Source organism: Ramlibacter sp. P4_H7 (assembly GCF_056400765.1).
The window spans coordinates 241,965-263,705 of the sequence record NZ_JBFUKP010000001.1; the positions used below are offsets into that span (position 1 = coordinate 241,965).

The following is a 21,741-nucleotide window of genomic DNA, read 5'->3' on the forward strand; positions in this document are numbered from 1 at the left end:
AGGGGGATGGTGCCGGATTTTGGGGTCGCCGGGTGGCGGCCATGTCGCGCGGATGATTCATTCGCGGCGCCCGGGCCTGCCCCAGGGCTCGCTCAGTGCACGGGCGAGGGTTGCGCGGGCGAGGGTTGCACCGGTTCGCCGGGCACCGGCGCCGATTGGACGGTCTTCGGCGGCGCCTGGACGTTGGCCGGACGCTCGCCTGCCAGCTCCGCGTCGCTGACGATGTTGAAGATCCTCACCACCTTCTGCACGCCGGGGATCCTGCGTGCGAGATCGGTGGCGCGCGCCGCTTCGCGTTCCGTGACACGACCCATCAGGTACGCCGTGCTTCGATCGACGACGACCTTGAAGGCATTGACCTGCAGGTCCTTGGCATCGACGTAGGTCGCCTTGATCTTGCCGACCAGCATGAGATCGTTGAGGCGGTTGGACACCGCCGATGCCGGCATCACGGCGAGTTGATTGACGGTCGAACGCACCCCTTCCACCCGCGCCACGGCCTGCTCGACGGCGGCGCGATCGGCCTCGAGGGGAACTTCGCCGGTGATCAGGACGACGCGGTTGTAGCTGGTGACGGTGACACGGCCACGGTCACCGAGGGTGTCGTGCACACGGCTGGACGCCTTGAACTCGACGGTCTGGTCCTCGACCTGCATGCCTGAAGTGCGGCGATCGGTGTACATCGCCGTGGCGCCCATCGTCGCGCCGCTGATGAGCATCTGGGCGCAGGCCGAGAGCAGCAAGCCGGCAGCCAGGGCGACGACGAGGGTCGCACCGCGCAGGGCCAAGGGCGCGGAAGTCATGCGCTTTCCTGTTCTGGGGTGGACCGGTGAGGCTGCTATGTCGAACCCTCGGCCGCCGGCTCGAACAGCTCCACGAGATTGCCCGACGGATCTTCCAGCAGGATCTGCCGGCCGCCCGGACCCCCCACGATGTCGTTGCGAAACTTGACGTCGGCTTTGCTGAGCGCCTCGACTTCGGCTTCCAGCCCGTTGCTGCGAATGACCAGGCGATTCCATCCACCCGGCTCGGGTCGGCTGCCGCCGGGCGTCGGTTGCGACCCGCCACCCGGGCCCTTCGGCGGACTCAGCACGAGCTGCAGGTTTTCCCGCTCGAGAAGCGCGAAATAAGGGCCCGATTGCGCTGCGACATGAAAGCCAAGGTGCCTGGTGTAGAACGCGACCGCTGCGTCGACGTCATGCACAATGTATCGAACCATGAATGCATTCAGCTTCATCGATGACTCCTGTGCCGGAACACTTCGGCACGCTTTCAGTTGGAGCCGTCGGTGAAGTCGGGAGTTTCAGGCTGAGGTGGCCGCTGTGACTCATGCCGCCCGTCAGTTGCGGTCTACGTTAGGCATCAATCCTCATCCCGCGCCACTGTCCATCTGCAATGCCTACAGCGTCACGTCAATGCACTCGCGCAGTCATCCTGGCTGCCGGTGTCGCAATGGTCGCCGTCGCAATCCAGTACAAGACCGGAGGCTGGTTCTTCGTCCTTTCAGGCATGGTGTTGGCTGCGCCCATTTTGGCGATCGTTCACGTAGGGGTCCATGCCTGGTCATGCCGCGCCATCAACATGGCCGGAGCGCGAGCAGGTCGGGCGATTTCGAACCTCTTGTACGTCATAGGCTCATTGGCTCTGGTCGATGCCGACGACCACTGCAGCTACTATTCCGTCGTTGCTTTGCTTGCACCGCGAAACGCATGCATGGGGCCGCACACGACTGAACTGTTGGGTCGATACCATAATTTCCTTGTACTCGCGCTGTTGCTCGGGAGTTGGCTATTGCTTCTAGCTTTGCCCAAGCGGAGCAATGAGGCCTGACACCTCCATCGAATGGCCGACCGGAGAATCGACCTTGGACTTCAAGCTAGTGACCATGTCGTCCGTCGCCGGCCTGTTCCTCGGCATGCTGCTCTTCGCCGAGATCGGGCGGCGCATCGGCATGGCCAGGCTCAGTCGCGACCCTGAAGGCCTCGCGAAAGGGGCCTCCGCGGCGGAGGCGGCGGTGTTCGGCTTGCTGGGCCTGCTGATCGCGCTCACCTTCTCGGGAGCCGCCTCGCGCTTCGAAGACCGCCGGCACCTGATCACCTCGGAAGCCAACGCGATCGGGACCGCGTACCTTCGCCTGGACCTGCTGCCAGCCGATGCGCAGCCGGAACTCAAGAACCTGATGCGGCAGTACGTGGACGTGCGCGCCGCCACCTACCGCAACCTCGAAGACGAAGCCGCCACCGCGGCCAGCCTCGCCGAAGGCGCGGCCCTGCAGGGCCGGATCTGGGCCCAGGCCGTGGCGGCGTGCCGCAGGCCGGACGCGCCGTCGCAGGCCTTCATGCTGCTCGTGCCCGCGCTGAACGACATGATCGACATCACGACCACCCGGGTGATGGCGACGCGCAACCATCCGCCGCTGGTCATCTTCCTGCTGCTCGGCGGCCTGAGCCTGGTCGGCGCCATGCTGGTGGGATACGGCATCTCCCCCAACAAGCAGCGGACCTGGTTCCACACGGTGGTGTTCTCGATTTTCCTGGCGCTCACGGTGTACGTGATCGTCGACCTGGAGTTCCCGCGCATGGGCCTGATCCGCGTCGACGCGCACGACGCGGTGCTGACCGACCTGAGCAAGAGCATGCAGTAGGCGGAACACGCAGCCGACGCGCCACCACCGTCGCGCAAGCTGACTTCCACGCTGGTCGCCTGCGCTCGAAAATGCAGGCGGATCGGCGCAGAATTCCGAGCCCCGACGGCTCGATGCGAGCCCTCGTTGGCCCAGGAGACCGCCATGCCCAACACCTACGACCTCGCCGGCAAGCGCGCCCTCGTCACCGGCGCCGCCAAGGGCATCGGCCGTGCGATCGCCGAGCTGCTCCTGGCCAATGGCTGCGACGTCCTCATCTGGGACGCCAGTGCGGCGGACGTGCCGGGCGCGACCTCCATGCGGGTCGACATCACGCAGGCCGACCAGGTTGCGCAGGCCATCGCGAGCCTGCCGGCGGACCAACGCATCGACATCCTGGTCAACGACGCGGCCTACCTGGGACGAACGACCTCATTCATGGCGCATGCCGCGCCCGACTGGCGGCGCATCGTCGAGGTGAACCTGGTGGGAACGATGCAGGTCACGCAGGCCGTGCTGCCGGTCATGGTGCGCCAGGGCGGCGGCCGGATCGTCAACTTCGGCTCGCTCGCGGGCAAGGAAGGGCTGGCCGGCATCACGGCCTATTCCGCCGCAAGCGCGGGGATCATCGCGTTCACCAAGGCCCTCAGCCGCGAAGTGGCGCAGCACCAGATCTTCGCGAATTGCGTGGCGCCGGGCCCGATCGACACCGACATGATCCGCGACCTCGGTCCGGAGGCCGTCGCCCAGATGATCAAGGACAGTCCCGTGGGCCGCCTCGGGCAGGCGAGCGAGGTGGCGCACCTGGTCGCCTGGCTGTGCACCGAGGCGAGCCGGTTCAACACCGGCGCCGTGTTCGACATGTCGGGTGGCCGCGCGCGGTACTGAGCGCGCCTACAGGCGCGCGCCCGTCCGCGCCATCTCGCACACCGCGTCGTAGGTCCAGCCCAGCTCCTCGCCCTGCACGGGCAGCAGCGGCCCCGGCACGCTGGACATCAGGATGGGCGTGCCCGCTGCATCGTAGGCATGCGTCGCCAACGTGCGCAAGGTGCGCTGCGCGCAATCGAATTCCGCCAGCAGCACGCTGCGGCTGGCGCGCGGCGGCCGCGGGACCTGCGGCTGCAGTGCGACCACGGCCACCGGCCAACCCCACCAGCGCACCCACACCCTCACGCGCGCCTGCTCCTGGTGCAGCGAGCCCAGGTCCACTGCAATCTCGGGCGCGCCGGGCACCGGCGACCAGGACGCCGCCGTCGCCTGTCCGGCCAGCAGGCCGCAGGCGGCCACGCAGGGAAGCAGGAGCAGGTGGGACTTCATCGTCGCTGCACGCAGGTCGGACAGCTCCATGCTAGCGACAAACGCGCCCGCGCGGCCTTGCGCTGCAGCATGCTTGTCGAACGCCCGGTGCGCACCCGGCCCGCCAATGTGCACCAGAACAGTGGCTAGACTGCAGCCGTCGCCCGCCCCGGGCCGCAGGAGCCTCGCCATGCCCATCAAGCTGTTCACCAGCGGCCGCATCCGCAAGGCGGATTACGACCCCTCCACGCAGCAGCTCGACCTGCACTGGGACAACCAGTCCGTGCTCGCCTACAAGCACGTGCCGGCGGAAGTGTTCCGGCGGCTGTGCAGCGCGCCCAACCCGACGACTTACTGGGAAGACCGCATCGCGGAGGAATACCCCAAGGGCACGCCGCGCAGCACCGGCAAGACCGGCGGCGGCAAGAGCCTGGGTGACCTGTTCGGCGAGAGCGAGCCCGACTGACTCAGGGCAGCATGTCGGGCGCGTCCGGCACGGCCATGTAGCAGATCGCCCCGTCCGGATCGCACCCCAGCGGATAGACCACCTTGGGCGTCTCCGGCAGCGCGAAGTCCGGCTGCGAAGCGAAGATGCGCGAGAACAGCGCCTTCGCCTTCCCCTTCACGCCCTTGACGAAGTAGCCGTGGCCGCCGAAGTTGTTGGCCGCGTTCGAGAAGCTGATGTAGCGCACGCCGTCCCAGTGCACGAGGTCCAGGCCCGGGTCGGTGCCCAGCTTGGTCTGCAGGCCGTCGGCCACGGCCGCGCCGAACAGCACGTTGTCGCCCTTGTTGTAGGTGACGTAGGTGCGGCCCTTGGGCCGGAAGCGCGTGAGCCACTCCGAATGCGCCGCCGCCCGCACGCAGGGACACAGCAGCGCGATGTTGTGGGCCGTGCCCGCCGACTCCGTGGCGCCGTCCACCTGCAAGGCGTACTGGAACAGGTGCGCGCCCAGCGAATGGATCGCCAGCGAGAACGGCTGCGTGTTGGCGTGCAGGCGCGCCGTGCCCAGCAGCCGCAGCAGGCGGGCCAGCGCGTCCACCGAGTCCTTGGCGTTGGTCTGCGCCTGGTGGTAGCAACGGATGATGTCCTGCCCGCTGTCGCGGCGGTTGGCCGGCGTGACGCCCGCCAGCCCGCCCTCGTCCGGGCCGGACGGCAGCGTCACGCCCGGCAGGGGCGAGCCGTCCGACAGCAGGCCTTCGGAGGGCCACGAGAAGCCGATGACCTCGACGCCGGGATAGAGCTTGCGCAGGTCGTCCAGGCGCTGGAAGCAGTGGGCCGGCGGATTGGCGTTGCCGTGCACGTAGACCAGCAGCGGCTTGCCGGCGATGAACAGCGGCAGCAGCAGGTTCAGCGCGTCGACTTCGGAGACGTCGTCGTCCTGGTTCGAGAGCCTCCAGCCGGCGCCGTCGCGCGCGACCTCCGCGACCGCGATCTGCTCGCCGGCCGGCGTGAACGCGCCGCCGAAAGCGGATGCGTCGCTGCCCGGGCCCAGGATGCGATTGGTGAAGACCAGCATGGAGGACCTCCGCGGTGCTGTCCTTGCGCGCCGCCTGCCCCGCAGGCCGCTTGAGGGCGGATTGTCGGCGCGCGTGCGGCGCCGTCAATGCCGGCGCGCGGCACATCCCCTTTCAATGCGATGCGGCGCCATCGGTCAGCGCATCCAGCAGCGTCTTCTCCAGCCAGGACTGGTAACGGTCCGGCGTCCAGCCGGACTCCAGCACCAGCTTGTGGTAGATCTCGCGCGCCGTGTACAGCCACAGCAGGGTGGCGGCCACCTCCCGGGTGAGCCCCCTGCGCGCGCGGCCGGCCTTGAAGAGGGCCTGGATGCGTTCCTGCTGCATCTCGCGCCGCAGGCTCTCGAAGGCCTGCTGCACCTTGCGCAGTTCCGGCGAGAAGGCCGAGGACTTCACCAGCACGCCCAGTTCGGTGCTTTCCCCCTCGTAGACGGCGCGTGCCACCTGCGCCGTGAGCGCGATGCGCTCGACGGGATCCGTCACGCCCTCCAGCTTCTTCTGCGCGTCCTTGAAGCGCGGCCCGAACATGGCGTCCTGCAGCAGCGCGTGCAGCAGCCCCGACTTCGACTTCACGGTGGCATACACCGTGGCCTCCGACACGCCGGCCCGCTCGGCGATCTGGGCGATGGTGGTCGCGTCGATGCCCTTGCGGGTGAACAGGAACCGACCCGCATCCAGCACCCGGCCGCGCGTGCGCAAGGCCGCGTCCGAACGGCTGTCCGACTGGTAGGGTCTTTTGCCAGGGTTCGCCATATTCAATAGAGTTCGCTATATTCAATATCACGGAGGTGCCGATGAGCTTTGAAGCGTACATCACCAACATCCGGGCGAAGACCGGGAAGGAACCCCGGGACTTCTTCGACCAGGCGGTCCGCGAGGGCGTGCTGCATCCGCAGACGCGCACCATGGAATTCGTGGCCTGGCTGAAGGCCAGCTCCGGCCTCGGTCACGGCCATGCGATGGCGGTCTGGGAATTCTTCCGCCGCAACGGCTGGGTTCCTCTGGCGAGCAGCGCGGCCGCGCCCAGCCGTCCGACCGCGCGCAAGACGGCGGCGAAGAGGAGTGCCCCATGAGCGCGGGCGACCGCTCTCCGGTCTGGCGCCGCAGGATGGGGATCGCTCTGTCCGTGCTGGCGACGGCCTTCTTCCTGCTCGATGCCGTGGGCAAGCTCCTGCGCGTCGAGCCGGTGCTGCGGGGAACGCAGGAACTCGGCTGGCCGCCCACGGCCGTGGTGCCGCTGGGCATCCTGCTGCTGGTGGGCGCCCTGCTCTACGCCGTTCCCAGGACGTCGGTGATCGGCGCGATCTACCTCACCGGCTTTCTCGGCGGCGCCATCGCCACGCACTACCGCATCGGGTCGCCGCTGGCCACCCATGTGCTGTTCGGCGTCTACGTGGCGATCGTGATGTGGGCCGGGCTGGTGCTGCGCGACCCGGCGCTGTTGGCCGCGCTGCGCGGGACGCCCCGTCGCAGCGGACAGGCAAGCTGAGCACGCGCCGCGGCCGGGTAGGCCGGCGACTACAGCAAGGGCCTCCGCTCGCGCGATGCGGACCGGGCACAAGGGCGCTAGCTTGCTCGATCATCGCCCTGGAGAACCCCCATGGTCCGCACGCCAGCTGGTCCGCCCGACCGACGCGCATCCGTCATGAAGCAGGAAGCAGCAGCCTGGACGCAGGCCCTGCGCGAAGGCGCGGTGACCGGCACCTTCGCCAGCCTGCTGTCCACGCTGGCGCTGCTCGCGCTGGGCCGGCAGCAGGACGGCAGCGCGGTGGCGCCGCTCAACGCAGTGAGCCACTGGCTGTGGAACGAGGAAGCCCTGCACGCGGACCGGGCGAGCTGGCGGCACACGCTGGTGGGCTACCTCACGCAGCATGCCGCCTCGGTGCTGTGGGCCACGCTCTACGCGCGCGTCGTCGGCCAGCGAGCAGAGGCCAAGCGCCTGCCCAACGCCGTTGCCGGTGGCATCGCCCTCAGCGCAGTGGCTTATGTCGTCGACTACACCGTCACGCCGAAACGCTTGACGCCCGGGTACGAGCACCGGCTCGATGGCCGCGGCATGTTCGCGGTGTATGCGGCACTGGCGGCGGGCTTCGCGCTGGGCGCGGTGGCCCTGCAACGCGGGCGCTGATCACCGCGGCACGGGTTCGGCGGAATCGGTGCGGCGCCTCAGGCGGCCCGCAGGGTGAAGCGATCGAACTGCGCGGCGAAGGCTGCGCACTGCCCTGGTGGCATGGGCGCGCACGGTGCGCACCCACGCGCCAGCTGCAAGGCCCAGTCCCGGACGCCCAGGCTGGCGAGTTCGCCGGCCATCAACTGCAGTTCCTCCAGAGCGAACAGGCCGGGATGCCAGGTCGTGCGGCATTCGTAGCGCACGCCGCTGTGCATCACGCGCATCAGCGAAGCCTTCACGCGGCCTGCGCTGCCCCGCCCGCCGGTCACCGCATCCAGCCGATGCCACGGCGCCTTGATGTCCAGCCCCACCCAATCCAGGCGGTGCAGGACTTCCGCCAGCCGCTCCGGGTACATGCCCCCGGTGTGCAGCGCGGTCTGGAATCCCATCGCGCGCACCTCGTCCAGCGCCGCGCCCAGCGCCGGCTGCAGCGTCGGCTCGCCGCCCGAGAACACCACGCCATCGAGCAGGCCACGGCGCGTTTCGAGGAAGCGGCGGACCTCGGACCAGGACAGCGGCGTTTCCGCGTTCGGGTCCAGCAAGCCGGTGTTGTGGCAGTAGCTGCAGCGCCAGGGGCAGCCCTGCAGGAACACCACCGCCGCGAGCCGGCCGGGAAAGTCGATGCTGGTCCAGCGGGTCAGCCCGCCGATGCGCAGCCGCTCAGGGCCGTTCGGCAAAGAACTGGCGCTCGTTGTGCTCGCCCTTCTTGCCCACGTTGAAGCTGGCCACGGGGCGGTGGTAGCCCATGACGCGGGTCCAGACCTCGCAAGGCTGCCGCTCGGCGTCGGTCAGGGTGAGTGCCACCGGTTCGGCGGCGGCCAGCGCTTGGGCGGCGGCGGGGGTGCAGGCATTCATCGTGTTCTCCTCGTCGTGATGGGGATCAGGCGGCCAGCTTCATCGCCGCGCGCTTCTTCGCGAGCCGCTCCTCGTCGCACTTGGGGCAGAACGCGTGCTCGCCGTCCAGGTAGCCGTGCGTGGGGCAGATCGAGAAGGTCGGCGTGATGGTGATGTAGGGCAGGCGGAAGTTGGTCAGCGCGCGCTGCACCAGCGTGCGGCAGGCCTCGCCGCTGGACAGGCGCTCGCCCATGTACAGGTGCAGCACGGTGCCGCCGGTGTACTTCGATTGCAGCGGCTCCTGCCGCGCCATCGCCTCGAACGGATCGTCGGTGAAGCCCACCGGCAGCTGCGACGAGTTCGTGTAGTAGGGCTGCGCGTCGGTGCCGGCCTGCAGGATCTCGGGCCAGCGCTTGCGGTCCTCGCGCGCAAAGCGGTAGGTGGTGCCCTCGGCCGGCGTCGCCTCCAGGTTGTACAGGTGGCCGGTCTCCTCCTGGAAGGCGACGATGCGCTCGCGCACGTGGTCCAGCAGGCGCAGCGCGAAGGCCTCGCCCCAGGCGCTGGTGATGTCGTGCTCGCCGCCGCTGAAGTTGCGCACCATCTCGTTGATGCCGTTCACGCCCAGCGTGGAGAAGTGGTTGCGCAGCGTGCCGAGGTAGCGCTTGGTGTAGGGGAACAGGCCCTGGTCCATCAGGCGCTGGATCAGCTTGCGCTTGGTCTCCAGGCTCTGCTTGCCTAGCTCCAGCAGGCGGTCCAGCGCGGCGAACAGGCTTGGTTCTTCGCCGCGGTACAGGAAGCCCAGCCGCGCGCAGTTGACCGTCACCACGCCCAGGCTGCCGGTCTGCTCGGCGCTGCCGAACAGGCCGTTGCCGCGCTTGAGCAGCTCGCGCACGTCCAGCTGCAGCCGGCAGCACATGGAGCGCACCATGTTCGGCTCCAGCTCCGAGTTGATGAAGTTCTGGAAGTACGGCAGCCCGTACTTGGCGGTCATCTCGAACAGGCGCATCGCGTTCTCCGACTCCCAGGGGAAGTCGGGCGTGATGTTGTAGGTCGGGATCGGGAAGGTGAACACGCGGCCCTTGGCATCGCCTTCGGTCATCACCTCGATGAAGGCGCGGTTGATCATGTCCATCTCCGCGGACAGGTCACCGTAGCTGAAGGGCATCTCCTCGCCCGCGATCACCGGCACCTGCTCCTTCAGGTCGTCCGGGCAGGTCCAGTCGAAGGTGAGGTTGGTGAACGGCGTCTGCGTGCCCCAGCGCGAGGGCACGTTCAGGTTGTGCACCAGCTCCTGGATGCACTGGCGCACCTGCGGGTAGGTCATGCCGTCCTTGCGGATGAAGGGTGCCATGTAGGTGTCGAAGGAGGAGAAGGCCTGCGCCCCCGCCCACTCGTTCTGCAGCGTGCCCAGGAAGTTCACCACCTGGCCCACCGCGGAGGACATGTGCTTGGCCGGTCCCGCCTCCACCTTGCCCGGCACGCCGTTCAGGCCCTCGTGCAGCAGCGTGCGCAGCGACCAGCCGGCGCAGTAGCCCGACAGCATGTCCAGGTCGTGGATGTGCAGGTCGCCGCTGCGGTGCGCCTCGCCGATCTCCGGCGTGTACACGTGCGACAGCCAGTAGTTGGCGGTGACCTTGCCGGCGACGTTGAGGATCAGCCCGCCCAGCGAGTAGCCCTGGTTGGCGTTGGCGTTGACGCGCCAGTCCGAGCGCGACAGGTACTCGCTGACGGAGGCGTTCACGTCCACCAGCGTCTGCCGGTCGCGACGCAAGGTGGCGTGCTTTTCGCGGTAGACGATGTAGGCCCGCGCGGTCTGCAGGTGGTTGGCGGCGACCAGCGTCTGCTCCACCACGTCCTGGATCTGCTCGATCTGCGGCGCCTGGCCGTGGAAGCGGAACATCAGCACCTTGCGCACCTGAGCGGACAGCAGGGCGCCCTCGTCCGCATCGAACTCGCCGGTGGCGGCGCCGGCGCGCTGCAGCGCGCTCTCGATCTTCTTCGCATCGAAGGGCGCGCGTTCGCCGCTGCGCTTGATGACCTCGCGCGGCGCCAAGTGCGGGGACGTGTTCATGGGGCCTCCTCTTTTCGCTTCAACACACTAGATGTAGGGCCCGAAGTATCGGGACACCCCATATCTAGTGTTTGACCGCCGTCAAGCTTCGGCGCGCGCGGCCACGCGATCCGGGTTTTCACCGGACCCGGCGACGGCCGCTACACTGGCGCGGCCGTCCCATCCCGCAGTCCCTTGAAACTTTTCTACGGCTGGCGCATTTCCTTTGCCGGCGCCGCGCTCCAGTTCCTCCATTCGGCCCTGCTGGTGCAGGCCTTCGGCGCCTACGTGGCGCTGCTGTCGGAGGAAAAGGGCTGGAGCAAGACGGCGCTGTCGGGCGCGGCGGCCCTGCAATCGATCGAAGGCGCGCTGCTCGGCCCGATCCTGGGCTGGCTGGTGGACCGCTTCGGCCCGCGCGCGATGGTGCAGGCCGGCGTGGTGCTGCTGTCCATCGGCTACTTCGCGCTCGGCAACGTCAGCACCCTCGGCGACTTCTACGGCGCCATCCTGATCCTCGCGGTGGCCACCAGCCTGTGCGGCTACTTCCCGTTTTCCGTCGCGCTGGTGCACTGGTTCGAGCGGCGCCGCGCGCGCGCCCTGTCGCTCATGAGCCTGGGCCTCGCGGCCGGCGGCCTGGCCGCACCGCTGGTGGGCTGGGTGATGCAGAACCACGGCTGGCAGCGCATGGCCCTGCTGTCCGGCGCGATCCTGCTGTGCGCCGGCCTGCCGCTGGCGCGCATCGTCCGGCGCAATCCGGCCGAGATGGGCGAGACCATGGACGGCCTGCCGCCCGCGCCGCCGCCGGAGCCGACGCTGGGCGGAACGATGCCCGCGCCCGCGCGCTCCTTCACGCCGGCGCAGGCGCTGCGCACGCGCGCGTTCTGGCTGCTGGGACTGGGCCACGCGTTCGCGCTGCTGGTGGTGACGGCCGTCAACGTGCACGCCATCTCGCACATGAAGGAAGGCCTGGGCTACACGCTGCCGCAGGCCTCCTTCGTCATCACGCTGATGACGATCTCGCAGGGCTGCGGCGTGCTGCTGGGCGCGGCGATGGGCGACCGCTGGAACAAGCGATACGTGGCGGCGGTCTGCATGCTCGCACACTCGCTGGGCCTGCTGATGCTGACCTGGGCGACGGACCCGCTGATGCTGGGCGCCTTTGCCGTGCTGCACGGCGTGGCCTGGGGATTGCGCGGGCCGTTCATGCAGGCCCTGCGCGCCGACTATTTCGGGCTGGCGGCGATCGGCATGATCCTGGGCCTGTCGGCCATCATCATCTCGCTCGGGCAGGTGGCCGGCCCGCTGATCGCCGGCGCCTTCGCCGATGCGACGGGCAACTACCGCACCGGCTTCACGCTGCTGGCACTGGTCGCCGCCTCGGGCTCGGTGCTGTTCCTGCTGGCGCGCAAGCCGGCCTGAAGCTTTTCGCGCTCGCTGGGGTTCGCCTTCGGGCTCACCGCCAGCCTACGGAGCGCCGCTCACCACCAGCGGCATCCGTCGTTTGGCGAGGGGACGCGGACTCACCGGCCGCAGCGCAGCGGCGGCTTGTCGCGCAGCACCGGCAGCACTTCGCGCTCGACGCAGGCCAGCACCAGCGGCGCCGGCGTCACGCGGCGGTCGGCCTGCACCACCGCCTGCACGCGGCGGCGTCCGCTTTCCGCGGTGACCCAGTAGCGCAGCGGCGCATCGGTGAGATCGGGATTCGGCTGCGACAGCGTGACCCGCGCCTGCGGATGCTCGCCCAGCCAGTCGCGCACACGGGCGTCGCTCGTCACGAAGCCGGTGATGCGCGCTTCCTCCACCACGCGGGCTTGCTGCTGGCGCTCCCAGGTCATGCCGCTGGCATAGAGCAGCGCCGCCATCGGCACCACGATCAGCAGGATCTTGTGCTGCCGCCAGGGGTCGTGCCGGTGCTCGCGCGCGACCATGACGGCCTCGGCGAACATCAACGTCATGAAGCAGGCCGGCACCGCGCCGACCGACCACCACAGCAGCGCCGCTTGCGCCTCCGCGCCGGCGTGCGGCTGGGCCAGCACGGCATAGGCGATCAGCCCCCACAGGGGCAGCAAGCCGAGACCGCCGTACAGGAGCAAGCCCATGCGCAAAGTGTAGCCAGCGCCGGCGGCCCATGCACGCAAAGGTCCTACAGCCGGCGCGGCCCGCCCGGCCCATGCTCGGGCTGAAAACCCCAAGGGAGCTTCACATGAACACATCCAGGAAGACGCTGGTGGCGGGGCTGCTGGCCGTGATGGCCGTGGCGCCCGCTTTCGCGGACAAGGGCGGCCACGGCAAGGGCCACGACGACGACCGGGACCGCGTGGTGCGCGTCGAGCGCGACGATCACCATCGCGCCGGCGACTACGATCGCCGCGACGAGCGCGTGGTCCAGGTCGAACCCTCCCGCGCCCAGGGCTGCCCGCCCGGACTCGCGAAGAAGCACAACGGCTGCATGCCCCCGGGACAGGCCAAGAAGTACGACCGCGTGATCGTGGGCGAACGGCTGCCGGCGGGGGCGATCTACACGATCCCGCGGCCGGTGCTGTCGACGCTGCCGCCGCCCCCGCACGGCTACCGCTATGCCGTGGTGAACAACCAGGTGGTGCTGGTGTCCCGCGGCGACATCGTGGTGGACATCCTGCTCAACTTGGCCGGCTGAGCGCGCTCACCACCGCAGCAGGCGAGGCCCGGCGAGGGCGCCCAGCCCCGCCGGGATGAGCATGCCCGCGACGTACCAGGCGCCCAGGAAGGGCGCCTCCAGCTCGGGGCAGTGGAAGGCATAGGCGAACGCGCCGGCGCCGGCCGCGAACAGGCCCGCCGCCGCACCGGCCAGCGCGAGGCGCGTGGGCGCCAGCCCGCGCAGCGCCGACAGCGCGAGCGCCAGCGCCGGCAAGGCCAGCAGCGGGATCGCCAGCAAGCACTGCTTCCAAGTCTGGCCGAACAGCATGCCGGGCCGGTCGGCGGGCGCCGCATTCCACAGCACCAGCAAGCCGACGAGCGTCAGCATCGGCAGCGGCCCGAACGCGGCCAGCAGGCTGCGGCTCGTCGCCACGCCCGGGTGCCCGAGCCGCGACACCAGCAGCCAGGACGCGGCCGCGATGAAAGCCGGCACACCGGCCTTCACCCAGAACATGGGCAGGCGCATCGCCTCGGCCAGGTCGGGCCGCGGCCCCAGCGCCAGCAGCATCAGCACCAGCGCGATGGCCGGCCCCCACAGCAGCCGGTCGCGAAAGCGCCGCTGCACCGCGGCGGCATCCACCGGCCGGACATCCGCGGCCAGGGCCTCGACCAGATCGTCGGTGTTCATGTGCCGCTCCTGAATCGCTGCGCCAGCGCCTTCAGGCCGCGGTGCACCGTGACCTTCACGTTGGCTTCCGACATCCCCGTCTCGCGCGCCGTCTCGGCCACCGAGGCCCCGGCCAGCTTCATCAGGACCAGCGCGCGCCGCTGCCGCTCGGGCAGCACCTCCAGCATCTGCGCGAGGTCGCGCCGCGCTTCCGTCGCCTCGTGGTCGGAGCGGGCGAAGATGTCCAGCTCCTCGTCCAGCGGCTCGTTGAGCGCTTCGGTGCGCGAGCGTGCCCGCAGGTGGTCGATCAGCTTGTAGCGGGCAATGGTGTGCACCCAGGCGGTGAGAGGCTGGTCCGTCTGGTAGGTGTGCCGGTTGTTGTGGATCGCCAGCAGCGTCTCCTGCACCAGGTCCTCCACGTCGTCCGGCAAGGCCGTCATGCGCCGCCGCAGGAAGGCGCGCAGGTGCGCACCGAGCGCCGCCAGGAACTGCCGGTAGCAGTCGGCGTCACCGGCCAGCGCCGCCATGAACTGGCTGCGCAGGCGTTCCTCGGTGGCATTGTTGCGGGCGTGGGCATCCATGCGAAAGCGGCGGCCGGCGACCGCCACGGCAACGGGGCTGCCCATTGTGCCCGGGTGCATCAGCGCATCCAAGCCGCCCCCCGGCGCGCCAGCCAGTGATCCAGCGACACGACGCCTCCCCCGCGCGCGGCCAGCAGCAGCAGCAGGGCCGCCCAGGTGCCATGCGTCGCATAGGCGCCCGGGTAGACCAGCAGCTGGATCACCAGCGTCATCGCCAGCAGCCCCAGCGCAGCGAAGCGTGTGCCCAGGCCGAGCAGCAGCAGCACGGGCAGCGCGTGCTCGGCGGTGGCGGCCAGCACCGCGCCCAGCTCCGGCGCGATCAGCGGCAGCCGGTACTCCTCGCGGAACAGCGTCACCGCGCTGTCCGACAGCATCGGCCACCCGAGATGGAAGACGCCGCTGACGATGTCGAGCGAAAAGCCCTGCACCTTGGTCTGCCCCGAGAGCCAGAAGACCGCAGCGATGGAGAAGCGCGCCAGCAAGGCGATCGCGCTGTAGGGAATGCATTCCAGCGCTTCGCTGGCCCGCTGCAGCAGGCGGGCGATGCGCTCGCCGGCACTGCGGTGCGTGGTCGGCACGACCGGGGTGGTGGCGGTGGTCATGTGGGGTTCTCCTCGGGAAACGAGAGGGCCGACAGCGCGCCGTGCGCCAGCAGCAGGGCCAGGGTCGCGGACAGGAAGAAGCCGGGGTGCGCGGCGCCGGCGGCGGTGCAGTCGGCGAGGTCGCCGCCCGCGTGCGCCCGCTCGACGAAGGCCAGCGTGCCCGCATCGCAGCGCAGCACCCCCACGTCGAGCGCGGGCCGCACGACCAGCGCGCACTCGGGCTGCACGAGGTCGATGTCCTCCAGCGCGCCCTCGCCCTGGTGCGCGGCCCACAGCGACACCGCGGGATGCGCGGAGCGCAGCCAGCGCAGCGCCGGATGCAGCACCGGCCGCAGCGCGACCAGGTCGATCCCGGAGTGCAGCACGGCGCCCGCGCCTTGCGCCGACAGCGGCAGCGCGTCGGCGGCATGGCAGGCCTGCACGCGGGCGAATTCCAGCCGCGCAACGTCGGCCAGGTAGGGCAGCGAGCGCGCGGGCGCGAAGCCGTCGATGAAGGCCGGCAGCTCGCCGCCGTAGCGGTGCATCAGCGGCGAGCGCGGCGGCTGCGCGCGCACGAACACGGCGGCCATCGCGCGGAAGAACTCCGATCCCACCAGCGCGTGCACGACGGGGAAGGTGTCCGCCAGCGCGTCGACCAGCGAGCCGACGACGTTGTTGCGGTGGACCGAAAAGCGGCGCGTGGCGTCCGCGCCGTTCCAGGCGCGCAGGAAGGCGGGACAGGGCAGCTCCGGGTCCAGCAGCGCCGCGGCGAAAGCGGTGTTCATGTGCAGGTCTCCTCTTCGGCCGGCTGGCGGTGCGCCAGCAGCCGCTGTGCCTTCAGGACCTCGTCGCGCAGCACGGGCCAGTCGGGCACCTGGTTGTCCCATTCCAGCAGCGTTGCCACCGGGCCGGTGCGGGCGAGCACGTGCCGGTACAGCGCCCACACGGCGGCATCGACGGCGCTGCCGTGGTCGTCGATCAGCAGGGTCGCGCCGGCGCCGTCGGTGTCGCGCGCGAAGCCCGCCAGGTGGATCTCGCCGACGGGCTGCAGCGGCAGCGCATCGACGAAGGCCCGCGCATCGCCGCCGCGGTTGCTGCAGGCGACGTGCGCGTTGTTCACGTCCAGCAGCAGGCCGCAACCGGTGCGCGCCACCACTTCGGTGAGGAACTGCGCCTCGGCGATGGGAGAGCCGTCGAACTCGCAATAGCTGGCCGGGTTCTCCAGCAGCAGCCGGCAGCGCAGGTGCTCCTGCGCCTGCTGCACGTGGGCGCACACTCGTGCCAGCGTCGCGCTGTCGTAGGGCAGCGGCAGCAGGTCGTTGAAGAAGGTGCCGCCATGGCTGGACCACGCGAGGTGCTCCGAGAAGGCGGCCGGCTGGAAGCGATCGATCAATGCGGCGAGGCGGGCCAGGTGCGCGCGGTCCAGCGGCTCTTCGCCGCCGATGCCCAGCGCGACGCCGTGCAGCGACAGCGGGTACTCCGCGCGGATGCGTTCCAGGTGCTGCGGGAAGGGACCGCCGGCCACCATGTAGTTCTCCGCATGCACTTCGAAGAAGCCCAGGCGCCGGGCGTCGCGCAGCACGTGCTCGACGTGCTGCGGCTTCAGCCCCGCGCCCGCGGCCGCAGGCAGGCCCGCCGCGCGCATGTCAGCCCTTCTTCGCCATGAATTCCTTCATCTGCCCGTAACCGGTGGGCGAGGTGGAGGACATGGTCTTCTCGCAGGTGCCGCGGGGGACGTAGACCCAGGCGTTGGCCTGGTGGTCCACCTTGGACGTGCCCGCGCACGTGGTGCCGGCGCCGGCGGCGCAGTCGTTCTTGCCCTTCATCGCGACGCCGAAGCACTTGTCCTTGTCGGGCTGGGGCGCGACCGGCTGGGCGGCGGCTGACAGCGCGGTGAAGGCGGTGGCGAGGGCGAGGGCGATGGCCGCAGCGGGCCGCGCGTGGGTGGATTGGCTCATGGATGCTCCTGGTAGGGTGGTTTGGAGCAGGCCCGCTTCGGGCCCGCACCCTGCCATTCGCCGGGCCGGCGCGGAAGGTGACAGTCGCCGACGAACGGCTTCAGCGCCGGCGCCGATCAGGCGGGCGCAGCGCCGCGCGTACCCGAGTGCAGCGCCCGCGCCTTCGCGAGCAGCGTGGCGGCCCACGCGGCCAGCGCCAGCCAGAAGAAAGCGGTCGCGAGGGCGTGCAGCAAGGGCAGGTCCACCACGTTCACCAGGTGGAAGGTAGCCGCCGAGTACATGCCCAACGGGAACACCGCGCTCCAGTCGAGCGATTCGCCGCCCAGGCGATCGCGCCGCAGCAGGTAGCGCCACAGCGTCAGGGCGACCAGCAGCGGCAGCCACCAGGTGCCCGTGGCCCAGTACAGGATGGTGAAGCCCTTGAGGAAGGGCAGCAGCTCGTGCAGCAGCGGGGCCTGCGGCGCGTTGGCCACCAGCTGCGCGCCGGCGAGCGTCGAGATGGCCATCGCGCCCATGTTGATCCAGTAGGGCGGCGCCAGGTCCGACGGCGCGAAGCGGAAGAACAGCGCGCGGTAGAAGATCAGCCCGATCACCCACGTGTACAGCATGCCGGCGAACAGCCAGCTGCACAGCGCCAGGAAGTTCGCCTGCACCCGCCAGGGCTGCGCCAGGTGCCCCGACACCAGCGCCGCCACCACCGCGACCGACTGGCAGGCCACGACCGCGAGCAGCCAGGCGCCGCCCATGCCGCGCTCCAGCGGCGGCTTGTCCTCGCTGGTGATCACGGCGCCGAACACCGCGTAGGTCAGCACGAACCAGAGCGCCAGGGCCAGCAGCCCGAGCACGATCGCCGGCCACAGTGCGAGGTCCAGTGCGAGGAAGCCGCCGGCCAGCACGCCCGTTCCGGCCACGGCGGTGAAGAAGGCCGGCGCCCGCTGGTGGCTGCGCAAGTCCTCCAGCACGCGCGCGTGCTGCGCCGCGAGCCGCCACAGCGACAGCAGCGACAACGCGAGCCAGGCAAGGCCCGCGAACTCGAACAGTGCCAGGCCCAGGCGCGGCCAGCCCTGCTGGCGAGCGGCGACCGCCAGGATGCCGGTGGCCATGACGATCGCGAACGAGGGTGGAGGCAGGCGGGCGAGCGTGTGCCGCATGGCGTTCAGGCAATGCCGAAGGCGTCGCGCAGGGCCGCGCAGAAGGCCGGCGTGCCCGTCAGCGTGAGGCTCAGCGTCACGCGCGGCACGCCCGGCCCGGCGTCGTGCAGGCTGAGCCCGCCCGAGCCGTACTGCACCTGCAGCGGCACGCTCGTTTCGCGCGTGCCCTGCAGTTCGTAGTCCCAGTCGCCGCCCTCTTCCAGCGCCGCCGCGGGGCCGAAGGCACGCTCGGCCCAGTCGAGCACGCGCGCCACTTCTGCTTGCAGCGCGTGCAGCTGGGCGGGCGCGACCGAGGCCATGGCGTCGAAGCTGCCGTGCTCGTGGTCGTCGCCGCTGAAATCGAAGTCGAGGTAGTCCAGGCTCATCGGTGCGTGCTCGCTTGCGGGCGCTACGTTACACCACGCGACAGCGGCCTTCGCCCGCGCGGAATTGCTGGTACTTTGACCATGGCGGTGCGTGAGGCGCCGCACGACCGAAACATTGGGGAGCACTCATTCATGGACACCAACCTGCTCGTCACCCTGGGCATTCTGCTGCTATTGGCGATCGCCGCGGCAGCGCTGCTGATGCGCCGCAAGCGCAGCGACCACCTGGCCGACCGCTTCGGGCCCGAATACGAGCGCACCGTCGAACGCATGGGCAGCCGCGGCAAGGCCGAGGCCGACCTGGCCGCGCGCGAGAAGCGCGTGCACAAGCTGGAGATCGTTCCGCTGGCGGCGCAGGAGGCGCAGCGCTTCCGCGCGGAGTGGCAGACCCTGCAATCGCGCTTCGTCGACAGCCCGCGCACCGCGATGACCGAGGCGGACCTGCTGGTGCGCGACCTGATGACGCGGCGCGGCTACCCCGTGGCCGATTTCGAGACGCGCGCGGCCGACATCTCGGTGGACCATCCGCACGTGGTGGAGCACTACCGCGCGGCGCACGAGGTCTCGCTGCTGCACCAGCGCGGCCAGGCGGACACCGAGGCGATGCGGCAGGCGCTGGTGCACTACCGCGCGCTGTTCTCCGAGCTGCTGGAAGTGCAGCCGGAGCCGGCGCCCCGCACCGTCGTCGAAGAACGCCGCGAAACCGAACCGCGTTCGGTCAGCTTCCTGCGTCCGGAGCGCGCGATGGCGCGCGACGAAGCGCAGGACCGCGAGCGCGAGATCCAGCGCGATCGCCAGCGGCAGGGCGACATGGAACGCGACCGCCAGCGGGATCTCGAACGCGACAGGCGCGAGCGCGACCGCTGAACGCTCAGCGCGAGGGAGACTCCCGGATCGAGCAGGGGCGTGACCACGCCGCCCCTGCATCGGCAACAACTTCCCGCGGGAAACGGCCCATGGAATGAGCGAGCGGCCAGCGCGCTGCCGACGCTCTCAGTTGGGGCAGGACTCGCCTGCGCGCTCCTGGATGTACTGCGCGAGTTGCCGGCTGTCCGTCTTGTGGAACACGGCATCCGCGCCCAGCGACAGGCAATACCGGCGGATCACGTCGGTGACGAAGGCACTGAACACCACGACGACGCCGCACTGCGGTCGCAGCTTCAGTTGTCGCACGATGTTGAAGCCGTCGCCCTCCTCCAGCGTGAGGTCCACGACGGCGAGGTCCCACAGTCCAGCGTTCGACGTCGCCCACTCGATGGCTTGTGTCTCGGAACCCACGACCCCCGCGATCTCCGCATCCGCGACGGCGCAGATCAGGTCGCTCAAGGCCACCTGCATGTTGACGGCGTCCTCCACGATGAAGACCTTCATCTTGCTGGCCGCCCCACTCTTTACCGTGTTCATCGTACCGAGGTTCATATTCGATCCTGAGCCCCTCCGCAGGCTCGTGGCGAGGCCGGGTGGACTGAAGAGATTGCCTCGCATTCCCGCACGACAGCAGGCGCGATCAGGTAGGAACACGCCTACGCACGCGTCAGCCGAGGGGAAGGCGCGGGAGCAATTCACGCGGGCGGGGCCCTGCGGTGGCCCACATGCCGGTCATGCAGTACTTACCGCTTAAGGCATTCGCCGCATGGCTCTGCGCGCGACCCCGCCTCGATGCGTCCGTGGCTAGCCGGCCACCCGCTCGCTGATCAGCCTCGCCAGCTGCTGCATGTCCAGCGGCTTGACCATGTGGTGGTCGAAGCCCGCGGACTGCGCGCGCTGCAGGTCCTGCGGTTGGCCGAAGCCGGTAACCGCGACCAGGGTGCGGCCGGCGCCGCCATCCTGCGCGCGGATGCGCTGGCAGGTCTCGTAGCCGTTCAAGCCTGGCATCCCGATGTCCAGGAGCACGAGCTGCGGATCGAACTGCGCCACCGCCTCGACCGCCGAAGCGCCGTCGTTCACGCGGCGCACTTCGTGCCCCATGACCTCCAGCAGCATGGCCAGCGTTTCCGCCGCGTCGACGTTGTCGTCGGCCACCAGGATGCGCAGCGCACCGGGCGCCGCGGCAACCGGCTCCTGCACCGGCGACGGCGTGTCGCCCTGCGCCTCCACGGCGGCCACCGGCAGGCGCACCACGAACTGGGTGCCCTTGCCGGGGCCGTCGCTGGCCGCGGCGACCGTGCCGCCGTGCATCTGCACCAGCTTGCGCGTGAGCGCCAGGCCGATGCCCAGGCCGCCGCGGGCGCGGGACAGCGCGGGCTCTTCCTGCGAGAACATCTCGAACACGCTCTCCAGTCGCCCAGGGTCGATGCCGATGCCGTTGTCGCGGATCGTCACCAGCGCCATGCCGCCTTCGACCACCGCGCGCACCTCGATCTGGCCGCCGGGATCGGTGTACTTGGCCGCGTTGCTCAGCAGGTTCATGAAGGCCTGCGCCAGCCGCGGCGGATCGGCCTCCAGCATCAACCGGCCGGGCGGCTGCAGTAGCGTGAGCTTGTGGCCCGCGCCGTCGATCTGCGGCTGGATCGTCTCCACCGCTTCGGCCAGCACGGCATCGAGCGCGACCCGCTGCCTGCGCAGCTCGATGCGCCCCTGGTTGATGCGGCTGATGTCCATCAGGTCGTCGATCAGCCGGCCCATGCCCCGCACCTGGCGGTCGATCACGTCCGAGGCCCAGGTCACGTCCTGCGTGCCGGGGCCGCGCAGCTTGAGGAAGTGGATCGCGTTGCGCATGGGCGCGAGCGGGTTGCGCAGCTCGTGCGCCAGCGTCGCGAGGAATTCGTCCTTGCGGCGGGCCGCCTCCATCAGCCGCTGCTGGCTGGCGGCAAGTTCCGCGGTGCGCTCGCTGACGCGCTGGTCGAGCGAGGCGGCCAGCTCCGACAGCCGCGCCTCGGCGCGCCGCCGCTCCGCCACTTCCGCCAGCAGCAGGCGGTTGGCGCGCTCCAGCTCGCGCCCCTTCTTGTGCAGCTCGGCGAACACCGCCACCTTGGAGCGCAGCACCGCGGGGTTCACCGGCTTGTGCAGGTAGTCCACGGCGCCGCTGCCGTAGCCCGCCATCACGTGCTGGTCCTCGTTGTAGTACGCGGTCAGGAAGATGATCGGGATGCGCGCGGTCTTGCGCCGCTCCTTGACCAGCTGCGCCAGCTCGAAGCCGTTCATGCCCGGCATCTGCACGTCCAGCACCAGCAGCGCGAACTCGTCGGCCACCAGCGCCAGCAGCGCATCGTTGGCCGTGGTGGCGCGCACCAGCCGGTAGCAGGGATCGTCGAGGATGGATTCCAGGACCGAGAGGTTCCTGGGCTCGTCGTCGACGATCAGGATGTTGACGGTGTCGGGCATGGTCATGGAC

At 70.0% G+C, this 21,741-nt stretch carries 29 protein-coding genes; 10 read left to right on the top strand and 19 right to left on the bottom strand.

Annotated elements, in window-relative coordinates; translation table 11 throughout:
* Positions 1-92 precede the first annotated feature (92 nt).
* Positions 93-803: a BON domain-containing protein gene (locus AC1DSA_RS01210; protein ID WP_477885222.1), complete on the bottom strand. Its 711-nt coding sequence runs from the start codon at positions 801-803 to the stop codon at positions 93-95.
* A 35-nt stretch (positions 804-838) separates the two neighbouring features.
* Positions 839-1,237, bottom strand: a complete 399-nt coding sequence (locus AC1DSA_RS01215) for a VOC family protein (RefSeq protein WP_477885224.1) — start codon at positions 1,235-1,237, stop codon at positions 839-841.
* Between the two features lie 215 nt (positions 1,238-1,452).
* On the opposite strand from AC1DSA_RS01215, the gene AC1DSA_RS01220 reads away from it, so the two are divergent.
* From AC1DSA_RS01220 to AC1DSA_RS01230, 3 genes are all read left to right on the top strand, one after another.
* Positions 1,453-1,830, top strand: a complete 378-nt coding sequence (locus AC1DSA_RS01220; RefSeq protein WP_477885226.1) for a hypothetical protein — start codon at positions 1,453-1,455, stop codon at positions 1,828-1,830.
* 34 nt (positions 1,831-1,864) lie between these two features.
* A complete protein-coding gene (locus tag AC1DSA_RS01225) occupies positions 1,865-2,644 on the top strand; it encodes a bestrophin-like domain (RefSeq protein WP_477885228.1) in 780 nt (259 codons plus the stop codon).
* A gap of 144 nt (positions 2,645-2,788) precedes the next feature.
* The gene (locus tag AC1DSA_RS01230) at positions 2,789-3,511 is read left to right on the top strand and encodes an SDR family oxidoreductase (RefSeq protein WP_477885230.1); all 723 of its coding nucleotides are present in this window, start codon (positions 2,789-2,791) and stop codon (positions 3,509-3,511) included.
* Between the two features lie 6 nt (positions 3,512-3,517).
* On the opposite strand, the gene AC1DSA_RS01235 is transcribed toward AC1DSA_RS01230, so the two are convergent.
* Positions 3,518-3,940, bottom strand: coding sequence for a surface-adhesin E family protein (locus AC1DSA_RS01235; RefSeq protein WP_477885232.1), 423 nt, complete (start codon positions 3,938-3,940; stop codon positions 3,518-3,520).
* Positions 3,941-4,109: 169 nt separating this feature from the next.
* Here AC1DSA_RS01235 and AC1DSA_RS01240 point away from each other — a divergent pair, with 169 nt between their 5' ends.
* A complete protein-coding gene (locus AC1DSA_RS01240) occupies positions 4,110-4,385 on the top strand; it encodes a KTSC domain-containing protein (RefSeq protein ID WP_477885234.1) in 276 nt (91 codons plus the stop codon).
* Position 4,386: 1 nt separating this feature from the next.
* Here the strand turns inward: AC1DSA_RS01240 and AC1DSA_RS01245 are convergent, their stop codons facing one another.
* Both AC1DSA_RS01245 and AC1DSA_RS01250 read right to left on the bottom strand, forming a co-directional pair.
* Entirely contained in the window at positions 4,387-5,436 is a 1,050-nt protein-coding gene (locus AC1DSA_RS01245; RefSeq protein ID WP_477885236.1) for an alpha/beta hydrolase, read from the bottom strand.
* Positions 5,437-5,548: 112 nt separating this feature from the next.
* Entirely contained in the window at positions 5,549-6,133 is a 585-nt protein-coding gene (locus tag AC1DSA_RS01250; RefSeq protein WP_477885238.1) for a TetR/AcrR family transcriptional regulator, read from the bottom strand.
* A gap of 95 nt (positions 6,134-6,228) precedes the next feature.
* On the opposite strand from AC1DSA_RS01250, the gene AC1DSA_RS01255 reads away from it, so the two are divergent.
* From AC1DSA_RS01255 to AC1DSA_RS01265, 3 genes are all read left to right on the top strand, one after another.
* Complete coding sequence (locus AC1DSA_RS01255; protein ID WP_477885240.1) at positions 6,229-6,507, top strand: DUF4287 domain-containing protein; 279 nt, start codon at positions 6,229-6,231, stop codon at positions 6,505-6,507.
* Positions 6,504-6,923: a DoxX family protein gene (locus tag AC1DSA_RS01260; protein WP_477885242.1), complete on the top strand. Its 420-nt coding sequence runs from the start codon at positions 6,504-6,506 to the stop codon at positions 6,921-6,923. The genes AC1DSA_RS01255 and AC1DSA_RS01260 overlap by 4 nt, the downstream gene beginning before the upstream one ends.
* Positions 6,924-7,079: 156 nt before the next feature.
* Positions 7,080-7,562 carry a hypothetical protein gene (locus AC1DSA_RS01265; RefSeq protein ID WP_477885244.1) on the top strand — a complete coding sequence of 161 codons (483 nt, stop codon included), beginning with the start codon at positions 7,080-7,082 and terminating at the stop codon, positions 7,560-7,562.
* Between the two features lie 38 nt (positions 7,563-7,600).
* Here the strand turns inward: AC1DSA_RS01265 and AC1DSA_RS01270 are convergent, their stop codons facing one another.
* The 3 genes from AC1DSA_RS01270 to AC1DSA_RS01280 are packed head-to-tail and all read right to left on the bottom strand — an operon-like array spanning position 7,601 to position 10,509.
* Positions 7,601-8,281 carry an anaerobic ribonucleoside-triphosphate reductase activating protein gene (locus AC1DSA_RS01270; RefSeq protein ID WP_477885246.1) on the bottom strand — a complete coding sequence of 227 codons (681 nt, stop codon included), beginning with the start codon at positions 8,279-8,281 and terminating at the stop codon, positions 7,601-7,603.
* Positions 8,265-8,459 (bottom strand): anaerobic ribonucleoside-triphosphate reductase, encoded by a 195-nt coding sequence (gene nrdD / locus AC1DSA_RS01275; protein WP_477885248.1) that lies wholly within the window; start codon positions 8,457-8,459, stop codon positions 8,265-8,267. The genes AC1DSA_RS01270 and nrdD overlap by 17 nt, the downstream gene beginning before the upstream one ends.
* A gap of 25 nt (positions 8,460-8,484) precedes the next feature.
* Positions 8,485-10,509: a ribonucleoside triphosphate reductase gene (locus AC1DSA_RS01280; RefSeq protein ID WP_477885250.1), complete on the bottom strand. Its 2,025-nt coding sequence runs from the start codon at positions 10,507-10,509 to the stop codon at positions 8,485-8,487.
* A 174-nt stretch (positions 10,510-10,683) separates the two neighbouring features.
* On the opposite strand from AC1DSA_RS01280, the gene AC1DSA_RS01285 reads away from it, so the two are divergent.
* On the top strand, positions 10,684-11,907 hold the full coding sequence (locus tag AC1DSA_RS01285; protein ID WP_477885252.1) for an MFS transporter: 1,224 nt from the start codon (positions 10,684-10,686) through the stop codon (positions 11,905-11,907).
* 101 nt (positions 11,908-12,008) lie between these two features.
* Here the strand turns inward: AC1DSA_RS01285 and AC1DSA_RS01290 are convergent, their stop codons facing one another.
* Positions 12,009-12,587: a hypothetical protein gene (locus AC1DSA_RS01290; RefSeq protein ID WP_477885253.1), complete on the bottom strand. Its 579-nt coding sequence runs from the start codon at positions 12,585-12,587 to the stop codon at positions 12,009-12,011.
* A gap of 104 nt (positions 12,588-12,691) precedes the next feature.
* Here AC1DSA_RS01290 and AC1DSA_RS01295 point away from each other — a divergent pair, with 104 nt between their 5' ends.
* Positions 12,692-13,144, top strand: a complete 453-nt coding sequence (locus AC1DSA_RS01295; protein ID WP_477885255.1) for a hypothetical protein — start codon at positions 12,692-12,694, stop codon at positions 13,142-13,144.
* Positions 13,145-13,150: 6 nt separating this feature from the next.
* Here AC1DSA_RS01295 and AC1DSA_RS01300 read toward each other — a convergent pair whose 3' ends face one another.
* The 8 genes from AC1DSA_RS01300 to AC1DSA_RS01335 all read right to left on the bottom strand — a co-directional run bounded on the left by AC1DSA_RS01300 (position 13,151) and on the right by AC1DSA_RS01335 (position 18,407).
* On the bottom strand, positions 13,151-13,792 hold the full coding sequence (locus AC1DSA_RS01300) for an NrsF family protein (RefSeq protein ID WP_477885257.1): 642 nt from the start codon (positions 13,790-13,792) through the stop codon (positions 13,151-13,153).
* On the bottom strand, positions 13,789-14,352 hold the full coding sequence (locus tag AC1DSA_RS01305; RefSeq protein WP_477885950.1) for a sigma-70 family RNA polymerase sigma factor: 564 nt from the start codon (positions 14,350-14,352) through the stop codon (positions 13,789-13,791). Before AC1DSA_RS01305 ends, AC1DSA_RS01300 begins: the two co-directional genes overlap by 4 nt.
* A gap of 59 nt (positions 14,353-14,411) precedes the next feature.
* Positions 14,412-14,954 (bottom strand): DoxX family protein, encoded by a 543-nt coding sequence (locus AC1DSA_RS01310; RefSeq protein WP_477885259.1) that lies wholly within the window; start codon positions 14,952-14,954, stop codon positions 14,412-14,414.
* Complete coding sequence (locus AC1DSA_RS01315; RefSeq protein ID WP_477885261.1) at positions 14,951-15,718, bottom strand: HvfC/BufC N-terminal domain-containing protein; 768 nt, start codon at positions 15,716-15,718, stop codon at positions 14,951-14,953. Before AC1DSA_RS01315 ends, AC1DSA_RS01310 begins: the two co-directional genes overlap by 4 nt.
* Positions 15,715-16,578: an MNIO family bufferin maturase gene (gene bufB, locus AC1DSA_RS01320; RefSeq protein ID WP_477885263.1), complete on the bottom strand. Its 864-nt coding sequence runs from the start codon at positions 16,576-16,578 to the stop codon at positions 15,715-15,717. Before bufB ends, AC1DSA_RS01315 begins: the two co-directional genes overlap by 4 nt.
* Position 16,579: 1 nt before the next feature.
* Positions 16,580-16,891: a BufA1 family periplasmic bufferin-type metallophore gene (locus AC1DSA_RS01325; RefSeq protein ID WP_477885265.1), complete on the bottom strand. Its 312-nt coding sequence runs from the start codon at positions 16,889-16,891 to the stop codon at positions 16,580-16,582.
* A gap of 116 nt (positions 16,892-17,007) precedes the next feature.
* A complete protein-coding gene (locus AC1DSA_RS01330) occupies positions 17,008-18,042 on the bottom strand; it encodes a tellurite resistance/C4-dicarboxylate transporter family protein (RefSeq protein WP_477885267.1) in 1,035 nt (344 codons plus the stop codon).
* Between the two features lie 5 nt (positions 18,043-18,047).
* Positions 18,048-18,407 carry a hypothetical protein gene (locus tag AC1DSA_RS01335; RefSeq protein ID WP_477885269.1) on the bottom strand — a complete coding sequence of 120 codons (360 nt, stop codon included), beginning with the start codon at positions 18,405-18,407 and terminating at the stop codon, positions 18,048-18,050.
* Between the two features lie 132 nt (positions 18,408-18,539).
* Between AC1DSA_RS01335 and AC1DSA_RS01340 the strand changes: the two genes are divergently transcribed.
* The gene (locus AC1DSA_RS01340) at positions 18,540-19,274 is read left to right on the top strand and encodes a hypothetical protein (protein WP_477885271.1); all 735 of its coding nucleotides are present in this window, start codon (positions 18,540-18,542) and stop codon (positions 19,272-19,274) included.
* A 126-nt stretch (positions 19,275-19,400) separates the two neighbouring features.
* Here the strand turns inward: AC1DSA_RS01340 and AC1DSA_RS01345 are convergent, their stop codons facing one another.
* Together AC1DSA_RS01345 and AC1DSA_RS01350 are read right to left on the bottom strand one after the other, a co-directional pair.
* Positions 19,401-19,811 (bottom strand): response regulator, encoded by a 411-nt coding sequence (locus tag AC1DSA_RS01345; RefSeq protein ID WP_477885273.1) that lies wholly within the window; start codon positions 19,809-19,811, stop codon positions 19,401-19,403.
* A 267-nt stretch (positions 19,812-20,078) separates the two neighbouring features.
* Positions 20,079-21,737: a response regulator gene (locus tag AC1DSA_RS01350; protein WP_477885275.1), complete on the bottom strand. Its 1,659-nt coding sequence runs from the start codon at positions 21,735-21,737 to the stop codon at positions 20,079-20,081.
* Positions 21,738-21,741: the final 4 nt, after the last annotated feature.

Excerpts from the sequence above, each read along its gene's own strand:
- AC1DSA_RS01210 (WP_477885222.1), bottom strand. The coding sequence starts at position 803 with ATGACTTCCGCGCCCTTGGCCCTGCGCGGTGCGACCCTCGTCGTCGCC.
- AC1DSA_RS01215 (WP_477885224.1), bottom strand. The coding sequence starts at position 1,237 with ATGAAGCTGAATGCATTCATGGTTCGATACATTGTGCATGACGTCGAC.
- AC1DSA_RS01220 (WP_477885226.1), top strand. The coding sequence starts at position 1,453 with ATGGTCGCCGTCGCAATCCAGTACAAGACCGGAGGCTGGTTCTTCGTC.
- AC1DSA_RS01230 (WP_477885230.1), top strand. The coding sequence starts at position 2,789 with ATGCCCAACACCTACGACCTCGCCGGCAAGCGCGCCCTCGTCACCGGC.
- AC1DSA_RS01235 (WP_477885232.1), bottom strand. The coding sequence starts at position 3,940 with ATGAAGTCCCACCTGCTCCTGCTTCCCTGCGTGGCCGCCTGCGGCCTG.
- AC1DSA_RS01240 (WP_477885234.1), top strand. The coding sequence starts at position 4,110 with ATGCCCATCAAGCTGTTCACCAGCGGCCGCATCCGCAAGGCGGATTAC.
- AC1DSA_RS01245 (WP_477885236.1), bottom strand. The coding sequence starts at position 5,436 with ATGCTGGTCTTCACCAATCGCATCCTGGGCCCGGGCAGCGACGCATCC.
- AC1DSA_RS01255 (WP_477885240.1), top strand. The coding sequence starts at position 6,229 with ATGAGCTTTGAAGCGTACATCACCAACATCCGGGCGAAGACCGGGAAG.
- AC1DSA_RS01260 (WP_477885242.1), top strand. The coding sequence starts at position 6,504 with ATGAGCGCGGGCGACCGCTCTCCGGTCTGGCGCCGCAGGATGGGGATC.
- AC1DSA_RS01265 (WP_477885244.1), top strand. The coding sequence starts at position 7,080 with ATGAAGCAGGAAGCAGCAGCCTGGACGCAGGCCCTGCGCGAAGGCGCG.
- nrdD (WP_477885248.1), bottom strand. The coding sequence starts at position 8,459 with ATGAATGCCTGCACCCCCGCCGCCGCCCAAGCGCTGGCCGCCGCCGAA.
- AC1DSA_RS01280 (WP_477885250.1), bottom strand. The coding sequence starts at position 10,509 with ATGAACACGTCCCCGCACTTGGCGCCGCGCGAGGTCATCAAGCGCAGC.
- AC1DSA_RS01290 (WP_477885253.1), bottom strand. The coding sequence starts at position 12,587 with ATGGGCTTGCTCCTGTACGGCGGTCTCGGCTTGCTGCCCCTGTGGGGG.
- AC1DSA_RS01295 (WP_477885255.1), top strand. The coding sequence starts at position 12,692 with ATGAACACATCCAGGAAGACGCTGGTGGCGGGGCTGCTGGCCGTGATG.
- AC1DSA_RS01300 (WP_477885257.1), bottom strand. The coding sequence starts at position 13,792 with ATGAACACCGACGATCTGGTCGAGGCCCTGGCCGCGGATGTCCGGCCG.
- AC1DSA_RS01305 (WP_477885950.1), bottom strand. The coding sequence starts at position 14,352 with ATGGATGCCCACGCCCGCAACAATGCCACCGAGGAACGCCTGCGCAGC.
- AC1DSA_RS01310 (WP_477885259.1), bottom strand. The coding sequence starts at position 14,954 with ATGACCACCGCCACCACCCCGGTCGTGCCGACCACGCACCGCAGTGCC.
- AC1DSA_RS01315 (WP_477885261.1), bottom strand. The coding sequence starts at position 15,718 with ATGAACACCGCTTTCGCCGCGGCGCTGCTGGACCCGGAGCTGCCCTGT.
- bufB (WP_477885263.1), bottom strand. The coding sequence starts at position 16,578 with ATGCGCGCGGCGGGCCTGCCTGCGGCCGCGGGCGCGGGGCTGAAGCCG.
- AC1DSA_RS01325 (WP_477885265.1), bottom strand. The coding sequence starts at position 16,891 with ATGAGCCAATCCACCCACGCGCGGCCCGCTGCGGCCATCGCCCTCGCC.
- AC1DSA_RS01330 (WP_477885267.1), bottom strand. The coding sequence starts at position 18,042 with ATGCGGCACACGCTCGCCCGCCTGCCTCCACCCTCGTTCGCGATCGTC.
- AC1DSA_RS01335 (WP_477885269.1), bottom strand. The coding sequence starts at position 18,407 with ATGAGCCTGGACTACCTCGACTTCGATTTCAGCGGCGACGACCACGAG.
- AC1DSA_RS01340 (WP_477885271.1), top strand. The coding sequence starts at position 18,540 with ATGGACACCAACCTGCTCGTCACCCTGGGCATTCTGCTGCTATTGGCG.
- AC1DSA_RS01345 (WP_477885273.1), bottom strand. The coding sequence starts at position 19,811 with ATGAACACGGTAAAGAGTGGGGCGGCCAGCAAGATGAAGGTCTTCATC.
- AC1DSA_RS01350 (WP_477885275.1), bottom strand. The coding sequence starts at position 21,737 with ATGACCATGCCCGACACCGTCAACATCCTGATCGTCGACGACGAGCCC.